Origin of the sequence: Thiocystis violacea, from assembly GCF_016583575.1 — a bacterium.
Taxonomy (GTDB): domain Bacteria; phylum Pseudomonadota; class Gammaproteobacteria; order Chromatiales; family Chromatiaceae; genus Thiocystis; species Thiocystis violacea.
The window spans coordinates 56,095-74,675 of record NZ_NRRG01000008.1 but is presented as its reverse complement, the minus strand read 5'-3'; the positions used below and the strand labels follow the sequence as shown (position 1 = coordinate 74,675).

At 63.6% G+C, this 18,581-nt stretch carries 15 protein-coding genes; 8 read left to right on the top strand and 7 right to left on the bottom strand.

The features are described 5' to 3' along the window. Window positions 1-173 precede the first annotated feature (173 nt). The 5 genes from CKO27_RS06160 (at window position 174) to CKO27_RS06140 (ending at window position 6,354) form a co-directional block, all read left to right on the top strand. A complete protein-coding gene (locus tag CKO27_RS06160; protein ID WP_200373998.1) occupies window positions 174-713 on the top strand; it encodes a hypothetical protein in 540 nt (179 codons plus the stop codon). Window positions 714-1,978: 1,265 nt separating this feature from the next. Beyond that, window positions 1,979-2,275 carry a hypothetical protein gene (locus CKO27_RS06155; protein WP_207280629.1) on the top strand — a complete coding sequence of 99 codons (297 nt, stop codon included), beginning with the start codon at window positions 1,979-1,981 and terminating at the stop codon, window positions 2,273-2,275. A 552-nt stretch (window positions 2,276-2,827) separates the two neighbouring features. Beyond that, window positions 2,828-4,795: an alpha/beta hydrolase gene (locus CKO27_RS06150; RefSeq protein ID WP_200373996.1), complete on the top strand. Its 1,968-nt coding sequence runs from the start codon at window positions 2,828-2,830 to the stop codon at window positions 4,793-4,795. A 40-nt stretch (window positions 4,796-4,835) separates the two neighbouring features. Beyond that, a complete protein-coding gene (locus CKO27_RS06145) occupies window positions 4,836-5,708 on the top strand; it encodes a CPBP family intramembrane glutamic endopeptidase (RefSeq protein ID WP_200373995.1) in 873 nt (290 codons plus the stop codon). A 118-nt stretch (window positions 5,709-5,826) separates the two neighbouring features. Continuing rightward, a complete protein-coding gene (locus CKO27_RS06140; RefSeq protein ID WP_200373994.1) occupies window positions 5,827-6,354 on the top strand; it encodes a hypothetical protein in 528 nt (175 codons plus the stop codon). Between the two features lie 270 nt (window positions 6,355-6,624). Here the strand turns inward: CKO27_RS06140 and CKO27_RS06135 are convergent, their stop codons facing one another. The 3 genes from CKO27_RS06135 to CKO27_RS06125 form a co-directional block, all read right to left on the bottom strand. Continuing rightward, entirely contained in the window at window positions 6,625-7,728 is a 1,104-nt protein-coding gene (locus CKO27_RS06135; RefSeq protein ID WP_200373993.1) for a transposase, read from the bottom strand. A 179-nt stretch (window positions 7,729-7,907) separates the two neighbouring features. Next, entirely contained in the window at window positions 7,908-8,243 is a 336-nt protein-coding gene (locus CKO27_RS06130) for a helix-turn-helix domain-containing protein (protein ID WP_200373992.1), read from the bottom strand. Next, window positions 8,227-8,538, bottom strand: a complete 312-nt coding sequence (locus CKO27_RS06125) for a type II toxin-antitoxin system RelE/ParE family toxin (RefSeq protein WP_200373991.1) — start codon at window positions 8,536-8,538, stop codon at window positions 8,227-8,229. The genes CKO27_RS06130 and CKO27_RS06125 overlap by 17 nt, the downstream gene beginning before the upstream one ends. 582 nt (window positions 8,539-9,120) lie before the next feature. On the opposite strand from CKO27_RS06125, the gene CKO27_RS06120 reads away from it, so the two are divergent. After that, window positions 9,121-10,641 (top strand): NYN domain-containing protein, encoded by a 1,521-nt coding sequence (locus CKO27_RS06120; protein ID WP_200373990.1) that lies wholly within the window; start codon window positions 9,121-9,123, stop codon window positions 10,639-10,641. Between the two features lie 171 nt (window positions 10,642-10,812). On the opposite strand, the gene CKO27_RS06115 is transcribed toward CKO27_RS06120, so the two are convergent. Both CKO27_RS06115 and mobI read right to left on the bottom strand, forming a co-directional pair. Then, window positions 10,813-11,982, bottom strand: coding sequence for a 4Fe-4S dicluster domain-containing protein (locus CKO27_RS06115; RefSeq protein WP_200373989.1), 1,170 nt, complete (start codon window positions 11,980-11,982; stop codon window positions 10,813-10,815). A 121-nt stretch (window positions 11,983-12,103) separates the two neighbouring features. Further along, entirely contained in the window at window positions 12,104-12,712 is a 609-nt protein-coding gene (gene mobI, locus CKO27_RS06110) for a conjugative transfer protein MobI(A/C) (RefSeq protein ID WP_242470765.1), read from the bottom strand. 828 nt (window positions 12,713-13,540) lie between these two features. On the opposite strand from mobI, the gene CKO27_RS06105 reads away from it, so the two are divergent. Both CKO27_RS06105 and CKO27_RS06100 read left to right on the top strand, forming a co-directional pair. Then, the gene (locus tag CKO27_RS06105; RefSeq protein WP_200373988.1) at window positions 13,541-13,987 is read left to right on the top strand and encodes a hypothetical protein; all 447 of its coding nucleotides are present in this window, start codon (window positions 13,541-13,543) and stop codon (window positions 13,985-13,987) included. Between the two features lie 141 nt (window positions 13,988-14,128). Then, on the top strand, window positions 14,129-14,878 hold the full coding sequence (locus CKO27_RS06100) for a nucleotide-binding protein (RefSeq protein ID WP_200373987.1): 750 nt from the start codon (window positions 14,129-14,131) through the stop codon (window positions 14,876-14,878). A 156-nt stretch (window positions 14,879-15,034) separates the two neighbouring features. Here CKO27_RS06100 and CKO27_RS06095 read toward each other — a convergent pair whose 3' ends face one another. Together CKO27_RS06095 and brxD are read right to left on the bottom strand one after the other, a co-directional pair. Then, window positions 15,035-17,257: a DEAD/DEAH box helicase gene (locus CKO27_RS06095; RefSeq protein WP_200373986.1), complete on the bottom strand. Its 2,223-nt coding sequence runs from the start codon at window positions 17,255-17,257 to the stop codon at window positions 15,035-15,037. Then, window positions 17,254-18,579: a BREX system ATP-binding protein BrxD gene (brxD, locus tag CKO27_RS06090; RefSeq protein WP_200373985.1), complete on the bottom strand. Its 1,326-nt coding sequence runs from the start codon at window positions 18,577-18,579 to the stop codon at window positions 17,254-17,256. The genes CKO27_RS06095 and brxD overlap by 4 nt, the downstream gene beginning before the upstream one ends. Between the last annotated feature and the right edge of the window lie 2 nt (window positions 18,580-18,581).

Below are 18,581 nucleotides of genomic sequence, written 5' to 3'. Positions count from 1 at the left end.
GCGACTTCGAGGCCCTGAGTCGTTATAGACTTCGATAACGGGAGCGATCACCACGGCACGGCCCAGGCGGAATCGGGGCCGCGAGGAACCGATCGGACGATCGTCCTGGAGTCGCTGGCGTGTGTCGCCGATCCTGGGACGACATCCTGCTGACTGAACCAGGAGGAATACGGATGTCTGTCGCTCAACGTCTCGGTCTCGGTCTCGCGCGCCTGACCACCATCGACGCCATGGTGGTCGTCCTGCTCACCCTCTTCGCCGGAGCCCCAGGATTGGGTCTCGCACTCCTCCTGGTCTTGGTCAGACCCGGCTGGGTGATCTCGAATCTGACACTTGCCTTGGCGTTTCCCTTCGTCGCCGGTCCGTCGGGCCTGCTCCTGGCCGCCTTCTTCGCCCTGGTCGGCTTCGGGCGCACGGATCCCGAGGGACTTGGGAGAGGTCGAGCCACTCTGGCGCGATCGGCCACGCCTGGTTGTTCTGAGGAGCATCGCGACGTCGATGAGAATCGCGCCTGGCGGTGGACACCCGGAGCGGATCTGCGAAGCGCATTGACCGGCAATCACCCCTACTTGCTCAACGACCTCTGCGAGGATCCCGATCCATGGAATCCCCTGTCGATTTATATCACTGGCGATCCGGAGTACCTGTTCAGCGATCCGTCACCGCTGGATTGGGACGACAGCCTGTCCTCGAACGCAGAGGGTTCGGACTGAGATGACGGCCCGTTCGGCTGGGTCGTGCCACACCAATCGAGCGAACACATCGGTCTGGATGCGCCGTGAGACAGTTCCGGCGCTCGTGATGAGGGATCTCCGGGGGCCTATTCAGCCGGGAACAATGGTCGACTCGTCCCCGCGCCAACGCAAAGGGTCGATCATTGGCCATCCGCATGGTTCCATCGACGATCACCGGACTTTCCTGACTGAGTGTCTGCAAAACGCGGTTTCCGGACAGTCGGCGACACGCTACTCGGACCGCTAACGACCCAGAGCTGACAGTCGAGCTAAAGCATCACGGCGCCGCTATACCCTACTGACCCGTCGCTGGATCCTGCGGGTTTCAGCACCTCTTGATTGCATCGCTTGCACACAAGCCGGGGCTCGTGGAGGAGACGACCGCGTCAATCCACGGTAGTCGCGTCAATGCAAGCTTAGCCAATGGCGACGAGCGCCCTCAGCCTCGCCTCGGCAATCGGTGCAATTTGCCGGGTTTTTTGGATTCCAGCAGGGCGACGTCCGTCAATCGGCGAGTTTGTCAGGACGTCTCGGATAGAGCGTTAAGTCACTGTTTTTAATTGCTTGCGTCGCGTTTCCGAGCACGCCGAATGCTTCACGTTTGGCGAGCAGTCTGAACACATGAAGAGCGATCCGCCAACACATGATGCTCGTCGCAGCCCACCCTCCATGGATCGAGCGGGGAATGGCGGCCAGTGCACTGAGCCGGTGGCACTGTGTGTAACTGCGGATTTAGAATCGGCGCAGAGCAGAACCGAAGCACATCGATCGATGCGGCGGCCAATGACCGAATTCAGGAGCGACTTTCTGTGTTGAATTCCAGGTCCGGTCCCGGTTTCCACGGTAGTCCAATGTCTTTGCCGATACCTACTATGGCTCCAAGGCCAAACGGCCCATCACCACCGGCCAGCCTTCCAACCAGATCGTCCAGCCCGGCACGCGCGGTCTGGCCGAACTGGTGCGCGCCGTCGGAGACGGCATCCTGGTGACCGTGACCGGCAGACTGCCGCGTCTCTTTGCGAGCCTGGTGGAAGTGGGTAGCGACGTCTATCCCTACGATGCGCTTCTGGCGCCCTCACTGGTGATCAAGGGGTGCAGTTCAGTGGAGCCTGAAGCCGGAGCCAGTCCCAGGCTCCGCAGAGCAGAACAGTGCGGCCGCATGGCCAGGGCGTTGCGTGGCCGCCCGTCTCCCGAGCCCCGGCGTTGACTCGAACGATCCTTCCATCAAACAGAGCCCCATGACCATGAAGAGAATCGCCATCACCCTCGCCACCTTGTCCGTTGCCGGAGTCGCCAATGCCGGTATCCCCTTCTTCAACGCCACCTGCCCCGGCGGCATCGAGGTGCATGCCGACAAGGGAGGCTACGTCTACTTCAACGGCAAGCAAGCGAAGCTCAAGAAGGTCAACAAGGAGTATTACGAGGCCACCGGCAGCGGCATCACCCTCTCGATCAGCCTCAATCCCGATGAGTCCGTGAGCCTCACCTATACCGGTAAGCATGGGGCCAATGGCGTGTGTCAGGTCACGGATTCTGACTGAGTGAAACCCGGGAAGCGGCGCCAGCGGCACGCTCGGCAGACGGCTTGCCGATGCGATGGACATCGCGGCAGCAGCGGCTGTCGCCGCTCTTGACCCAGTCGCCAAGCCGGATGGTCCGCGCACCGACCATGGAGCCGCTGCCTGGGCCTGTGGCGCAGACCCGAGCCCTCAGTAGCCTGCACGCCCCCCGACCCGATCGAGGGTAAGGCCGAGCACATCCCCGGCTGACTGACCCTGCTGGAGGGCTCGCCAAAGCCCTGGAAAACTCTCTCTGCGACTTGGTCCCGCGCCCTGTCGGCACCCAGGTAACACGAGGGGCGTCCGCTGCCGGTGTTCTCGCCTGGAAATGGCTGAAGGGTGAAGAATCGGGACCAGGGGTCCGGGGCCACGGCCTCAAGTCTCAACTGGTTCTCCCACGCCGAGCTTACGCCGAGCCGGGTCAGCGGGGCACGCAAGACCCAGGATTCCGCCTAGGTGACCCCCGCGAAGGCGCTTCAGGGGAGCTTGCACAGCTCCATACCCGTAACACCAATTTGGAATTGAGTGGCCACTATGAACTATGAGCAGATCCTGGCATTGATCGCCGTACTCAACGGAAATGCGGGCGACGACTTCGCAACGCTGAAGTCCGGCGGAGCTGACCCAAAGGCGCCCATCGCGCAGACCCTGTGTCCGCGCCCCTTGCCGGCCAATGAGATCGAAGGCAAGACCCTATTCTGTGGCACGGTGCAGGTCCCTGAAGACAACGCCCAGCCCGACGGCAAGAAGATTCCCCTCAAGTTCGCGATCCTCAAGTCCGGGTCGCAGTATTCCGAGCCCGATCCGCTGGTCTATCTACAAGGCGGTCCCGGCGGCAGCGCCATCGACCAGATTCCTCTGCTGGCCCGCACCTTCGATGCCTTTCGAAAGAACCGTGACGTGGTGTTCTGGGACCAGCGATCCGCCGGCCTTTCCGGCCTGTCGGTGAACTGTTTCGACGCCTTGGCCGTGAATGCGGCGAAAATTGCTCTGAAGAAATTCACCACAACGGACATCAGTGGCGCGGACAAGGACAGCAACACGATCAGTGATTGCCTGAGGGAGGTCGAGGCGGCTGGAATCGACATTGCCAAATACAACACCTTTGAAAATGCCAAGGACGTGCGCACCATCACCCGGGCGCTCGGCTATGAGACCTATAACCTGTATGGCATTTCCTATGGCACGAAGCTGGCGCTGGAAACCATGCGCGTGGCACCTGAAGGCATCCGCTCCGTGGTCATTGATGGGGTAGCGCCACCTTGGGTGCATTTGTACGACACGCTTGCCCTCAAGATAAGCGAAGCGATTGAGCATGTGGTCGAGCAATGCAAGGCCGACGCAACCTGTAACAAGACCTTTCCGGATCTCGACACTGTCATCATCGATACTTTGAAGAAGGCAAAAGAGGGCAAGATCATCCACCAGGGCAAGCCCGTCGATACGGTCACCATTTTCCGCCCCTTTGATGAGCGCAATGGCAAGTACGGCAACATGTCGATGACGCCCTACATGCCGGCTTTCATCTATGAGCTCAACCGCGGAAAGGAGATGCCGACGGTCGACATGCTGGTTGGCAAGGACTTCGTCATGCCCATGCCAGGTGATGATGATGTGTCTTCCGCCGCGTCAAAGCTGCCAAAACGACAGCGCGACTTGATCGCCACGCTGGCGGACAACGCGGCGATTGCACAGCGGGTTGATCGTTCAGACCTGAACGTGATGGAAGCGCTGCGCGATGAAATCGACGCCACGACACACTATGGGCCTGTGGCCACCCTGTTCGATTCTGAATTGGAGAAGGCGCTGATTGCGGCCAAGGGAAGCGAGGCGTCCAAGGCCGAGAAGATGGTTTCCGACTATGTCGCGCTGCAAAATACGAAAGCCTCAAAAGAAAGCCTGAGCGCCTTCGTCAAGGTCCACACCACGGGAGAGGCCAGCAGCCGGTTGCTGGCCCTGATCGGGAGCATGACTGATGCAGAACTGGCAGGTTACTTCGCCATCATCCAGCGTGACGCGGCGGCGTCCGAGAAGGCGTTCTTCTCGAACCTTTATCTCTTGAACTATGCCTGTCAGGAAGATATGCCTTTCAACTCCTATGAGGGCTATCAGAAATATACGGCAAGCTTGAAGTATCCCTATATCGGCGATGCTTATGACCCGCTCGCAAAGTTTATGTATGGGTCCTGCATTCCCTTCAAGCAGCAACAGCGTGACAACTGGCAAGTGCCTGTGGAGAGCGATATCCCGACCCTGTCAATCGGCGGCCTTTTTGACTCCCAGACACCGGCAAGCTGGTCCAAAGTGGCGGTGGAAAAGCTGAGCAACGCACAGGTGTTCATGATTCCAGAAGCCGGACACGGTTCGCTTGTCTATCAGCCCTGCGTCACTGATATGGGTGTGGCCTTCATCAACAATCCGCAGCGCAAACTGTCAGACGCCTGCCCCAAGAGCATCACCATCACCTGGCACATTCCCGATTGGGCCAAGGCGGCGAAATGAATGCTGTATTGGTGATTGCACAATGGTTTGAAAGGTCACCATGATGGAACAAACAAACCCGAAACCGGCCCTGTGGCTACGTGTGCTGCAATTCCCACTCGTCCGCTTGATCTTGCTCGGCCCGCTCCTGTTCCTGATGGCGGGCATCAGCAACGGCTTCTGGGAATATAGGTTTGCCGATTCGCCGCTGATAGGCATCGCCATGGCAGCCTTGATGGCCGCCATGGGCTTTGCCGTGTACATCGCTTTTGTGAAGTTCATCGAACAGCGCCCGGTTCATGAGCTGGCCCTGCCGGCGATGGGCCGTGAGTTGGGGCTGGGCATGTTGATCGGTGCCGGCCTCTATACGCTTTGCGTGCTGATCCTGATGGTGCTTGGCGTTTACCGCATCGAAGGAGTCAACCCGTTGACCATGCTGCTGCCGTCCGTGGCCATGGCGCTGAGCTCAGGAGTTTTCGAGGAACTGCTGCACCGGGGTACAATTTTCCGCAATGTCGAGGATTTGCTGGGCGGTTGGCTTGCGTTGTTGCTTTCCGCGGTGTTTTTCGGTTTCAGGCACCTGTCCAACGCTGACGGCAACATCCTCGGGGCCATGGCCATCACCATTGAAGCAGGTCTGCTGCTGACCGCTGCCTATATGCTGACCCGTCGTCTGTGGCTGAGCATCGGCTTTCACATCGCTTGGAATTTCACCCAGAGCGGCATCTTCTCCGGCTCTGTGTCCGGTGCCTTCGAACAGCCCGGCCTGTTCAAGGCCATGATCGAAGGGCCGGAATTGCTGACGGGGGGCAGATTCGGGATGGAAGGCACCATTGTCGCCTTGCTGGTTGGCACCACCGCTGGTGTGGTGATGCTGATCATGGCCGTCCGGCGCGGCAACATCGTGCCACCGCTCTGGCGACGCGCACGCTGAATGGCATCACGCGGAGGGTTTCGAGGTCTTGACTTGTGCCACAGGCAACAGTCAAGACCCCATCCATGCACCGACAGGGGCGACCACTTAACGTCCCTTAGTCGCCACAAACAGACCCATGCTCGGCGACCGCTCCTGGGACGCTCCGGCCAAAAAGCTGTCCCGGCTGGGCATCTGCGGCGGTATGCTACACGGCCAGTCTAAGCGGCGAGCAACCGGACCCATGCCCCGAGCACCATCCTTCATCGACGGTGACAGGATCCGCAAGGCAAGGACACTTCGGTCCATCGAGCCGATCTACGAGAGGTTGGCCGTCGGGCTCAGCGCGATTCCCGAGCTGCGCTATATCAAGCTCTTTCCGCAGCGGCTCTCCGCGTCGAGCACTTTGTCAACAGACGGCAAGAATAACCCAGTCGTGAAGGTTGGAGCCGAAGGTGTCGTCGCCGTCGAGTTACTGATCGACGCGGATACGAAGCTCGTACAATTCTATGCACTCACATCAACGAAGAGGGGATGTGGGCGGAAGACCGTTGCAGCGGTCATCAACGCTGTGCCCGAGTCTTGGGTTGTCACCGTCGCGTTCGATTGGAGCGGAGGGTTCTGGCAGCGGATGGCCCAAGACTACCCTCGCCTGCAAGTATGCTGATGAGCGCAAACGCTTAGGCGAGCAGGATTCCAAACGACAACCAACTGAGCCCTGGGCCAGTTTATGTAAGCGGCCGCTCCGAAGCGACCGCTCCCGGTCTGATTCACGCGGTTTGCTGTCAGTCCGGTCTGGCATCGGGACGGCCAAATTCTGACTCAATGCGGCCACCGAGTAGCCGTGAGGCAAGCAGGCGCCGAACCTCAAGGTTGATCTGTAAAATCATACCGGTAGCGGACTCCGATCACGTCGAGCTCATCACCTATCAGTTACTCACGGGTATGAAAAGCGGGCAACGGGAGGTCGTTTTGAAGGCACCGCTTCAGGCGACGCAGGCCGCGGGTGAACCACGAGACCAGGCTGCGATAGAGCTTCCTGAAGCTCCAATGCGCGGGGTCGTTTTGCGCCTGGACTTTTTTCGAGAGGTGTCGGATCGTTCAGCGCCTCGTCTCGGCCGGCGCGAACACACCAGTACATGGCCAAAGCCATGATGAGCACCAGTCGCTCCAGGCGCTCGGCATGCTGGAGTTGCGAATCCTCCAGGTCGAAGCCCCGGCCCTTGAAGTCGGAGAACATCGGTTCGATGCCCCAGCGAGCGGCGTAGTCAAGCACGCTTGCCCGTGTCGGGGCGGCGTCCATGGCCATGATCCACGGCTCGGGGTGGCCATCCTCGTGCAGAATCCCGAGGTTCGTGATCACCCCCTGCGCAAACAGGCGCACACCGGCGAAGTAACGTTCCGTCACCCCTTGTGCCAACGCGCCCGTCGTCGTCTCATCGCCCTGCCCGGTATCCGCCAGCACGTGGCCCTTGAGCCGCAGTCGGTAGCTCCATCCGTGGGCTTGGAGCCACCCGAACAGGGCCATCGACGGATAGAACCGGTCCGCCGACAGCAACACGCACGCCCCGGCCGGCAGCCAGGCCAGGATCTGCTCCAACACCACCTGCTGGCCCGCGAAGCCGATATTGGCCGCCCCTTCCTCAGCCCGCCACGCCAGCGGTATCGCGCGATCACCAACCCGCAACGCCACCATCAGCCGCGCCATCCGATCGCCCAAATCGGTTTGGTCCAGGCTCAACAACACCGTCTGACCATGGCTGGCCGCCTTCGCCAACTCCGCTCGCGCAAAGGGCTCGATCACCATCCCCGGACCCAACCGCGAATTCTTCAGCAACCGCCTCAGCCATGGCTCGCGCATGTCCTGCCGCTCGGTGTCCAAGGGCAGCCGATTGGCCAACTCCACCGTGTTCGGGGTTTGGCCTTCGATCATCGCCCCGACCGCCAGCGCCAGCTTGTTCACCACAGTCTTGCGCAGGCGCGGGTGCACCTCGCGCAGCCCGCGCGCCACTTCATCAGCCAATCGTTTGACGCTTCCCATGATCCTCAATCACCTCAACATCACCTGAGCGGTATAGTTTGCCAGAATGTGATAGGTGATGAGCACGTCGAGATTGAGGAGGCGACTCATCGAGACGCGATCGGCGACCCTGATGGGGCGGGCGACCAGGCTTGAGCACAACCCCAGGCAGACACTGGATACCGGGGCGATTCTCCGGCCTATCGTGAATGGCCCGAGCGGAGATCTTCGGCCACGTCCCGAAGCACTTTAGGATTTCGTCTGGCAATCGCGAGCAGCGTCCGCGCAGCACCACTAGGCTGTTTGCGACCCTGCTCCCAGCCTTGCAGAGTGCGAACGGACACGCCGAGCAACTGTGCAAACTGGGCCTGAGAGAGCCCCGTTTCCTGTCTTGCGGCGAGGGCTGGCGACCATACCACACGTCCTTCCCCAGCCTTCATCTCCTCAACGGCCTGGAGCAAATCCGCCGCGAGATCACGGTTGGCCTCATAGGCCTCGATCTCGCTTTCGTTCAATGGCTCAACGTTCGAGGGCACGGCGTATCTCCTTGAGTTTCTGGCCAGTGAGGTTGTCTGTTTTAGACTTGGCGTACAGCGTCAGAAGAATCAGCTCACCTGCGGCGGTGCGCGTGTAATAGATGACCCTGACACCACCGGACTTACCGGATCCAGCCCGCGGCCAGCGAATTTTGCGCAACCCACCTGACTCGGGAATCACATCCCCAGCATCAGGGTTATCGGCGATGTGGGCGGCGAAGCGGCCGCGTTCGTCCTCCGTCCAATACAGAGGCCATTGCTTCTGAAACAACGGGGTCTCGACCACGGTCAGCATCGGTCGAATGTACGCCTAAGGCGTAGCGCTGTCCACCGCACCCGACGCGGGCTCTGTTGTCGCAGATGCGAGCGGAGCGCTCGTTGACGCAAGCCGCGAACTGCACGGCAATCCTCGCGTGCTGGCGGGTCGCCGTCTCTGGGGGTCGTCAATGGCGGCAATGCGGCTTCAAGCGGATACTGAAGTGAGCCCTCTATCCGACCGCTGATGGGACACGGCCATCAGTGAGGCCATCTGGCTTGATGGCCGCACTGAGCCGTTTCTGTCCTGACGCGCCTGGCTCCGCCCATGGCCGCACCCCACCCCTCGCCATCGCGTACGCGGGTAGACAGTCGTATACACCGGCTACTCCCAGCCTCCTGTCCTCCTTCCAGCCCGTGCGCCATTTCCGAGCGCCCTCCCCCGATAGTTCGCCATGCCAACCGCACATCGGTGCGTTCGATCATGGCTCCCGCCCGCTAGCGACAATCGGATCTGGCTCGCTAGAGAGAGCCTCGTCTCATCGTTGCCATGCGGACCCTCGGAGAACGCTGTCCGCTGGTAGAGTCTCCAGACACACATGGATTTCGGTAGGACCTTGGGATGAAAAGTGCCCTCTTCGTCGATTTCGACAACGTCTATTCGGGGCTTCGCAAGCTCGACGTCTCCATCGCCGAGCGCTTCGCCAAGACGCCGCAGCGCTGGATGAACTGGCTGGTGGAGTCCTTGGAGCTTCCTCAGCCGGCCGCTGATGGGGCGCGCCGGCGCGTCCTGGTCCGCCGCTGTTATCTCAACCCGCAGGTCTATCAACGCTTCCGCCCGGCGTTCAATCTCGCCGGCTTCGAGATCATCGACTGCCCGGCACTGACCAGTGAGGGCAAGACCAGCACCGACATTCACATGGTACTGGACATCGTCGATCTGCTGGTGCAGGAAACCCGCTACGACGAATTCATCGTCTTCTCGGCGGACGCGGATTTCACCCCGGTGCTGCGCAAGCTGCGCCGCTGGGACCGCCGAACCACGGTGCTGGCGATCGGCTTTCCCTCGGCGGCCTACCGCGCCTCGGCGGACCTCCTGATCGATCAAGACGGGTTCGTTCGCGAGGCGCTGGGCTTCCACGATGACGAGGAGCCCGTCACCCCTGACCCGCCGAGGAGCGCCCTCCAACCCAGCGAGAGGGATCTGGCCAAGGCGGCTCTGGCGCTGACTCGCACGGCGGTCGCGGAGGCCAAGGCGCCGCTTCCCCTGGCGCGACTGGCGGCGACCATTCTCTCCTCGGTCGACGGTATGGATGCCTCGACCTGGGCGGGCCGGGGCAGTTTTCGGCGGCTCGTCGACGCCCTCGATCTCGCTCCACTGGAGGTGAATTGGGACGGTGGAGGCTGGATTCGCGACCCACGGCGGCATCAGGCGCCCGCGAGCCCGGACACCGAGCCCCCGAAGGTGGTCGACGAGCTCACGCGCGTCACGAAGATGATCCGGGCCAAGCTCGCCGAGGCGAGCAGCCCCCTCCCCTGCAGCCAGATTGCGAGTCTCATCACCGCCCAGCACGCGACCCTCGCCAGCGACTGGAACGGGATGGGAAGCTTCCGGAAACTCGTCGAGTCTCTCGACCTCGCGCCGAGTCTGATCGACTGGACCCGCTCCGGCGGCTATCTCTACGACCCCAGGCGTCACAGCCTCCCAGCGGAACGTGCTTCGAAGCCCAACGGACAGGCGGCCGCCGCTCACGGGTGGGGCCAGGATCGAGACATCCTCCCGATCGCCTCCCAGATTCACGAGGTCACCGGCGTGCCGTTGCTCGCTCCAGCCAGCTACCAGGCCCTGTTCAGGATCATCGCGTCCGATCTCGCTGTCTCTGCCTTTGATCTCAAAGAGACGGGCAAACGGGTCCGCGATGCGACCCGTTTACACAACCAGCCGATCAGTCGAGTCGATGTCAACTGGGTCCTGCGGGGACTGCTGCTCCAGGGGCACGCCTTCGGCACCGGCGCCGATGATGCGCCAACGCTCGCGCGCAAAACGGTCGAGAATGTGCGCTCCTTGTGCTTGCGCGAACAGATGGTGATCGACCCGGCGACCGAAGACGCCCTGGATCGCTGGATCAGTCGATTCGGGTAGAGGACGACCGGCGATCCGATGCCGCGGCTCCTCATGCTCCCCTTCCTGGCCATGAAGGACCGGCCCCGCCAACACCTCGACGCACGCGCCTGGCGGGTGCTCGTGGTCGCGCTTCCGTTTTTCTGGCGTGTGGCTCTATCCGTGGCGTCGGCCGAGGTTCGCCGACCCGGCTTAGCGCCACCGTCGCTTCAACCGATCCAGGACAAAGGGCCAGAGGCGGCCCTTCTCCCACAAGATACGAGCGAACAGCCGGCCGCGCGTCTTGGGGGGTCTGGGCCGCTGGGGGCGCTCGACCAAACGGATCGCCCCCCGCGCGCAGACCGGGAGGCAGGCGCCGCAGCCGAGACAGACGTCGGCGTCCACGGCGGCGAAGCGCGCGTCCTTGGGCGCCTGGCGGGCGGCGGGCGCCAGACCGACGCCCTTGACGTTGCAGGTCTTGAGGCAGGCGCCGCAGTAGTCGCAACGCTCCGGGTCGATCACGGCCAGGAAGGGCGTCTTGGCGATCCCGTCATTGAAGCCCAGCTGGACGCCCGCCATCAGCTCGCAGCAGCAGCGACAGCAGTTGCAGATGAAGGACGGCTGCTCGCGGACGTTGTCGGTCACATGGGTGAGACCGAGCGAGCGGGCATATTCCAGGGTGGCGAGCATGGTTTCCTGGTCGCGCTCCTGGGCAAAGCCGCGCCGAACCAGAAAACGCGCGCCCTCGCCGAGAACCATGCAGATGTCCTCGACCGGCGCGCCCTTGCGGCAGGTCTCGCCCAGGTGCTCCTTCTTGTGGCGGCAGTAGCAGAGCGTGACGGCACAGAAGTCGGCCGCCTGGATGATGCGCCGCGCATCCTCGTAGGCGGTGATCCGGGAGCTGACCGGGATGTGCGCGTCATGGACCAGGGCACGAGTGAGCGCGGTGCGACTGCCGAAGAACTCGCCGGCCTGTCCCGCCTGCCCCTGCTCCTGCAGATACTCGGACATCAGCCGGGCCAGTTCGGCGAGCGGCAGATCGGTGCGGCGGCGCATGAAGGTGAACTCCATGAAACCGATGAGACCGGGGACCAGGAGATAGTAGGTCGTGCCCGCGTAGGGCAGGTCCATCACCAAGCCCTTGTCGGCCATGCGTTCGAGCACCGGCTGGAGGTGTTCGGGTGGCAGACCGGTCCGCTCGGCCAGTTCCTCCAGCGTCGCTTCATGCAGGGGAAAGCGCGCGCCGACGAAGGACTCGGTGTCATCGAAGAGGAGCGACAAGATCTCGCGCAGCCGCGCGCTGTCCACCAGCCCGATGGGGTAGCGGTTCAGGCGATCGATCAAGGGTGTCAACGCGGATTTGCCGCCGGCCAGATGCCCCATCGGGTGTCGCGCTCCTCTGTCCGCTGTCGGTGAAGCCCCATGCGCCGAGACGGCGAGGGTCAGGTCGTCGGGCCGCATCCTGCGCGTTCAGGCGCCGAGGTCCAAGCGTTTCCGTGCGCGCTCATGGGAGGCCGCGAGCCTCGATCTCCAACTGGGCGTCCTCATCTGGCTCCAGGTCCAGCAGCGCCTGGGCGTCCGCCGTCAGTGGGCGGAGGTCGCGGCGGAGCTGACCGAGGTGATGAAGGAGCGACCGCAGCCGCGCGCACTGGGGCTCGTAGTGGAGGATCAGAGCCTCCTCCCAGTCGGTGATGCGGCCGAAGCTGGCGAGGCTGTACTGCATGCGGGGCCGGCCCTGCTTGTCCTTGCCCCGCCGGAGGTACTTCGTACGCTGTTTGCCCTGCACCCGATACCACTCGATCTGGAACATCCCCGGCGCCGAGGTCGTGGCGGTCCTGACCCGCAGCCCGATGCGTCCGCGCTCGCTGGGCGGTTGCCGACGCCGCTCGCGCAGCATCGCCTCGGTGAAGTCCGTGGTCAGATCGTTCGCCTTGTCCTGCAAGACGGGCAAGATCAGGGCACAGCGCCGATCCACCAGGCTTTCCAACGCCTCGATCTGTTGTAGGAGCCAGGCCTCGCGACTGTCGGGCGCCGGGACAACCGACGCGAGGGCGTCCTCGGGCGAGGTCAGGCCCTCCGGCACGGTTCGATCAAGGAAGCGGGATTCGCTCATGCGGGACTCCTGTTGGTCGGGCCTTCTATCCATCGGGGGTTCGCCAATCACCCTAGTATCTAGGGTGGATGCCGGGGGGGCCTCCACCACACCCGAGCGTTCGACACGCAGGCCGGACAGGCCAGCCCCGGCGGGTTCGGTCCGGCACCGATGGGCGTGCCGGACGGAACGCGCGCTCGATTCTGGCCGCCCGCGCGCGACCTCCAGCCATCCATGGGCCTCGGTGACCGCGCGACGCCTCCACCCGGCGCTTTTGGTCGAGCCGGCAAGGACTTCGAGGCCGCCGATCCATCCCTTCTCCACCCGATGGATGACCGGAACCGCCACCCGACGCCCCCGCAACCTTCCGAGCGGCTGTCCATCGGACTTGACGCTGGTCTGGCCGCGACCGAGTCGATCGCGCCGAAGAACCGGTCGCCTCCGCCGACCGACGGCCAGGCGCGATGGCCCACCCCGAAAGGAGGGAGTCTAAGCAACGGCAGGGTCGGCGGACAGGCAACAACGGTTATCGGACGGAATAACCGTTTCTTCCGGACAGGCCGCGCGCGAGCCCCTAAGATCGAACGCCACGCGGGCCTATGGACGGTCAGGGTCCGGACGCCGATCGGACAGGTCTTGGACAGGCCGGACAGGCCCCGGACCTCCGCCGGTCTCGCCTTGGACGCACCGCGGACAGGCTGCGGACAGGGCGCGGACACGATGGCCTCGCCATCGGCCATCCGATGAGAGCGGAACTCGCCACCCGGAACGAATCGCAGGACGGAACGCGCGTGCCCTCGAGCCTGCATCGGAAGACGCCACGACGGAATGAAGCCTGCCCATCCAGCGATGAACGCCACCCAAGACGATCGCCCCTCGGCGGCCTCCTTACTGGAAGCCCTGGCCGACTCGGTGCGGGCCGGACACTCCGAGGCCGGTGACTTCGTCCATATCCACGGTCACTTGATCGTCGCCGGTCTGCGGGAAGGCTACGCGGGCGCACGGATCTATCGCGGACTGAAGGCGCTCGGTTGTCATCCGCCGATGAGCGAGCGTCAGTTCCGCCGCTATGTGCGCCAACTCAGGGGACCGGCGGAAGCCGCGGCCGACGGGCCTCGGCCGGATGGCGCGCGCCGCGCCGTGGCGGATGGTTCCAGCCGTTCGGCCGATGCGAGACGACCGAGCGCCCCCGCGGATCCGCCGTCCTTAGCGCCTGGCGCCTCGGGACGCCGTCCGGCCGTGCCGCCCCTGACCTTCGCGTGGGATCCGACCGCCGACCTCGATGACATCCGTTAGCGCAAGCCATCGGCGCCCATCCGCGACCTCGCCGCTCCAGAGACGGATCGGGTCGTGCGAGAGGTTCCCGGCAGCGACTGTCCAGACCACGCCCTTACGACCGCCACCCAGCCACCGGATCCGCCACATAGGAATTCGCCCATGTCTCAGCTCTACATCACCCTCCAGGCCAAGGGCGGCGTCGGGAAAAGTTACGTCTCCTCGATCCTGGCGCAGTACCTCCTCGAAGCCGGTCTCCCGGTGCGCTGCATCGACACCGACACCACCAACCCGACCCTGCGGCGCTATCAACCGCTGCGTTGCGACTACCTGAAGCTCTCCGAGGAGCATGTGATCAACCCGCGCGCCTTCGACCGCCTGGTCGAGATCCTCTCGGCGGCCGACGCGGCGACGCCCTTCGTCGTCGATGTCGGCAGCAACGGCTTCCAGCCCTTCATGGCGTACGCGGTCGAGAACGACCTCTTCACGGTCCTGGAGGAACTGGGCGTGCGGGTGGTCATCAACTCGGTGATCGCCGGCGGACCCGACGTCGCCGAGACGCTGAGCAGCACCAAGGCGGTGCTGGAGCACACGCGGGCGCCGACCCTGATCTGGCTCAATGCCCATCTGGGCGCCTTGGAACATCGGTACCGGCCGATCCCCGAGCTGGAGCTGTTCCACGCGTTCGAGGCACGCATCCTCGGCTGGATCACCCTGCCGAAGTACCCGCCCGCCACCTTCGGGCAGGATGTCGAACAGATGCTCAAGCAACGCTGGACCTTCGACGAGGCCAGCGAGCGATTGACGCTCATGCCGCGCGTGCGCGTCCGCCGAGTGAAGCAGGATCTGTGGTCGCAGTTGGATCAAGTGTTTTCCCCCATCCCCGCCACGCAACCGCTTGCGCCCCCATGACGACGAGCGTTCACCGACACATCGCCGAGGCTCTCATGCCGCCGGTCACCCCTATCCACTGACTCGATGGCCCCGGCATGGCCTATGGCGGGTCATGGTTCGCCCAGCGGTGTCCAGTCCATACTCATGAGCGGGCCAAGCGACGCCGGGACTTGATCATTCCGGCCATCCACGGCCCACCTCAGACGCGGGTTCTGCACGAAGCGGCGGAACAAGGCCAGCTTCAGCGAGTCCGCACTGAAGACTGAACCAATTGCGCATGGCGCCAGCGTTGGATCCCGTCAGCCATTGCCGGACACCGTCGACATCAAGTAAGGAGTGTGCGAGGACTTCCTGCTCGACCCACGGCGGCATCAGCGGCTGAAACTTACTCAAGCGGTAATTGGGAAGCGAGGCCGCGACATCCGTCCAAAGCCCCTCGTCGTGCCAAAAGGCGGTATCGCCCAGTCGTTCGATCCGTGAGCGAAAGCCTTGTAGATTGAGGTCGTCGCCTCGGATCTTGATCAGGAAATTGCTGGGAATCACCGTCCACTCGGCCGCGACCACCTCGATGGCATAGCGCAGGGTGGCGTTGATGCGCCCGCCGGCAAAGGTCCACCAGCGAAGCTCCCCGTCCGAGACCTCGATCGCATCCGTTCCAGAGGCGAGGACACCGCGCATCGCTTCGCGCTGCTCAACCAGAATTTCGACCGCCGACGGATCGAGGTAACCGAAGGTCTCCTCCTCCGCCAGGATGCGCCGGATGCGCGCACAGATCTCCCGCCCGAGGAACTGCGGCAGAAAGCCGCCCCAGCTCGGTTGCCGGCCGCGCGGCGCTGGCTCGACCAGCACCCGACGCGCGGCATGATCGAGGCGAAACGCGACCCAGGCCCGCCCGCCTAGCAGAAAACAGCTGACCTCCTCGACCAGGCGATCGACGAAGGTCTGATTCAGCGTGCCGAGCGGCTCGCCCGCGATCGTTTCCACCTGATAGCTTCGCGGACTCGCAAAGACGGCGTACAACTCCATGAAATGGCGTCGCCCGAACAGCCGCTCCGCTTTGGGGCCAAGCACCAGTCGGCCCGCGGTCAATCGCAGTGACTGATCGTGCCGCATCCAATCGAGCAGCCGCTCGAATTCACCACGCCGAATGTCACGGAAATCGGGCACGCGCGAAAGCTGATCCCAGGCCATCTCGACCGTCACTCCATCCGTCGCCAGCGCGAGCGCGAGCAGTTGATGGATGAGCACTGGCCAGCAGCGCGGATTGATGGCGACCGATTCCACCCAGCCCGATTTAGCGAGTTCGATCAGAGCAATGGCCTGAAGTAGCGACTCGGTCGAGGTACAGAAAAAGGTGGTGTTGGCCGCTTGACCGGCACGACGGCCGGTACGTCCCATCCGTTGCAGAAAGGAGCTGACCGTCTCCGGGGCCTCGGCCTGCAATACACGATCGAGATCGCCCACATCGAGACCAAGCTCAAGCGTCGAGGTGCAGACGATGCAGGCATCCGAGCCCCGCTGAAACCGCTCCTCCGCCAGGTCGCGCTCCTCCCGCGAGACCGCGCTGTGATGCACGAAGACCGCCGTGCCGGCATGGCGCATGGTCTCGGCCACCGTCTCCGTCGTGGCGCGCGACTGGCAGAAGAAGAGACTCTTCTGCCCCTTGGCCAGGTGCGCCGCGGAGCGCGCCAGGGCCAACAGATCCGGTCGGTGGGCAACTAGGAGCTGACGACGTCCGGGAGCTCTGGCGGGATCGACCACCCGGCCGGCACGACGCGAGGAACCCCTCAACCACTCAAGAATCGCGTCCGGGTTGCCCACCGTGGCGCTCAGGCCAACTCGCTGCGGATCGTGCCGCGATAGCCGGGCCAGCCGCTCGATCACGCTCATCAGGTGCGCCCCGCGCTCGCTTCCAGCCAGCGCATGGACCTCGTCGATGACGACCAGGCGCAGGTCGGTAAACAGGCGCGCGGCGTCCACCCGTGGCGACACCAGCATGACCTCCAGGGATTCAGGGGTGGTCAGCAGCAGTTCGGCGGGCGCTTTCCTGAACCCGCGTCGCTGAGCATCGCTAATATCGCCGTGCCAGACGAATCGCCGCAGCCCGACCATCTCGGTATAGCGCCCGAGCCGCTCGGACTGGTTGTTGAGCAGTGCCTTGATCGGCGCGATGTAGAGAGCCCCGACCCCATCGGGTGGATCCTCGATGAATCGCGACAGCATCGGAAAGATCGCCGCCTCGGTCTTGCCGCCAGCGGTAGCTGCGAGAATGATGGCATTGTCGCCCGCCAGAAGCGCCTCGCCAGCGTCCTCCTGCACCGCGCGCAGACTCGTCCAACCGAGCTGCGCGACGATCGCCTGTTGCAGGCGAGGCGCGAAGCGCGAGAAGACACTCACCAGACATCTTCCCGTGGAATCAGCATCTCGTTTTCGGTCGCGTCGGCGCCCGAGGGTTCACCCAGCAGGGCCTGCTGTTCTTCCGGACTGAGTTGATCGGGTTTGAAACCGTACTCCGTCATGGGATCGTAATCGGCATGTTCCTCGACCAGATCCATCTGCGTCACGAACGCGCGCAGAAACTGCCTGGGGACGACGCCTACATCCCCCTTGAAGCCGGTGGTCACGTCCGCCACCAGCCGGTCGATGAAGCCCATGCTGACGCAGCGCTCCAGGCGCGCCCGATCAAGGGTCGGGAAGATCTCGCGCAGACGCAGGGCCACGGCGCGCAGCCGCTCGGCATCGAAGGGGACAAGCGCGAGCTGGGCCTGACGCAGACTCGCAAAGCGCCCCTGCTGGAGAAATCGGATGCGTTCATGCAAGGGCGTCAGACCGGCCACCCCATGACGGCTATCGAAGAAGTCGGGCGTCCCGGTGAAGAGCCAGACCAACCCTGGATAGGATCCGGCCGCATCGGCGATCTGGCGAATCCCATTGAGTGATTTGTGCCGTGAATCCGAGCGCATCCGCAGGATGGTCTCGGCCTCGTCGATAACGATGACCAGACCGGTATAGCCGGCGGCCTTGACGATCTCCAGCACGCCGCGCAGATAGTCGAGTGCGTCGCGACTGCCGATATCACCCTTGATCCCGGCCGTCTGCTTCATCGTGGCGGCGACATTACCACTGCCGCCAAGCCAGGATAGCAAGGCGCCAGCGGCGACCAACTCGCCGGCCTGCTTCAGCGCGAACACCTGCTGGATGACCCGGATGAAGTCCCGCGGCGCCTGCCCCCCAGTGAGCGAGGCCAGATCCTCGTCGAGTCGTCGCCGGACCCGGTCATCGAAACCAGGGGCGTTCTCGTCTTCGCCCGCGGCGATCAGCGCCGCCTCGATCCGGCCGATCCAGCGATCGAGGATGTCACCCAAGGCGCCGCGCGGGCAGGAGGCCGTGCCGAGCTCGGCCATGACCTTGCGATAGATGTCATCGAAGCGGTGAAAGCGCAGATCATTGTCCGAGACCACGACGAAGCTGGTCGCGAATCCGCGCGACTGCGCGTCGAGCATGGCCAGTCGGGCCATGAAGGTCTTGCCGCAGCCATAACCGCCACGCAGAAACTTGATGGCGCCCTCCCCGTTTCGGGCCAGATCGAGCTGACGCTGCAACTCACCCCGCGGTTTCTCGCTCCCCACCGCGAAGGCATCGATGCCGCGTTCAGGGACCAGCCCCTTGCGCAGTGACTCGAAGACATGTTCAACATCCCGTTGGGTCAAGGCGGTCATCG

Excerpts from the sequence above, each read along its gene's own strand:
- CKO27_RS06160 (WP_200373998.1), top strand. The coding sequence starts at position 174 with ATGTCTGTCGCTCAACGTCTCGGTCTCGGTCTCGCGCGCCTGACCACC.
- CKO27_RS06155 (WP_207280629.1), top strand. The coding sequence starts at position 1,979 with ATGAAGAGAATCGCCATCACCCTCGCCACCTTGTCCGTTGCCGGAGTC.
- CKO27_RS06150 (WP_200373996.1), top strand. The coding sequence starts at position 2,828 with ATGAACTATGAGCAGATCCTGGCATTGATCGCCGTACTCAACGGAAAT.
- CKO27_RS06145 (WP_200373995.1), top strand. The coding sequence starts at position 4,836 with ATGATGGAACAAACAAACCCGAAACCGGCCCTGTGGCTACGTGTGCTG.
- CKO27_RS06140 (WP_200373994.1), top strand. The coding sequence starts at position 5,827 with ATGCTCGGCGACCGCTCCTGGGACGCTCCGGCCAAAAAGCTGTCCCGG.
- CKO27_RS06135 (WP_200373993.1), bottom strand. The coding sequence starts at position 7,728 with ATGGGAAGCGTCAAACGATTGGCTGATGAAGTGGCGCGCGGGCTGCGC.
- CKO27_RS06125 (WP_200373991.1), bottom strand. The coding sequence starts at position 8,538 with ATGCTGACCGTGGTCGAGACCCCGTTGTTTCAGAAGCAATGGCCTCTG.
- CKO27_RS06120 (WP_200373990.1), top strand. The coding sequence starts at position 9,121 with ATGAAAAGTGCCCTCTTCGTCGATTTCGACAACGTCTATTCGGGGCTT.
- CKO27_RS06115 (WP_200373989.1), bottom strand. The coding sequence starts at position 11,982 with ATGGGGCATCTGGCCGGCGGCAAATCCGCGTTGACACCCTTGATCGAT.
- mobI (WP_242470765.1), bottom strand. The coding sequence starts at position 12,712 with ATGAGCGAATCCCGCTTCCTTGATCGAACCGTGCCGGAGGGCCTGACC.
- CKO27_RS06105 (WP_200373988.1), top strand. The coding sequence starts at position 13,541 with ATGAACGCCACCCAAGACGATCGCCCCTCGGCGGCCTCCTTACTGGAA.
- CKO27_RS06100 (WP_200373987.1), top strand. The coding sequence starts at position 14,129 with ATGTCTCAGCTCTACATCACCCTCCAGGCCAAGGGCGGCGTCGGGAAA.
- brxD (WP_200373985.1), bottom strand. The coding sequence starts at position 18,579 with ATGACCGCCTTGACCCAACGGGATGTTGAACATGTCTTCGAGTCACTG.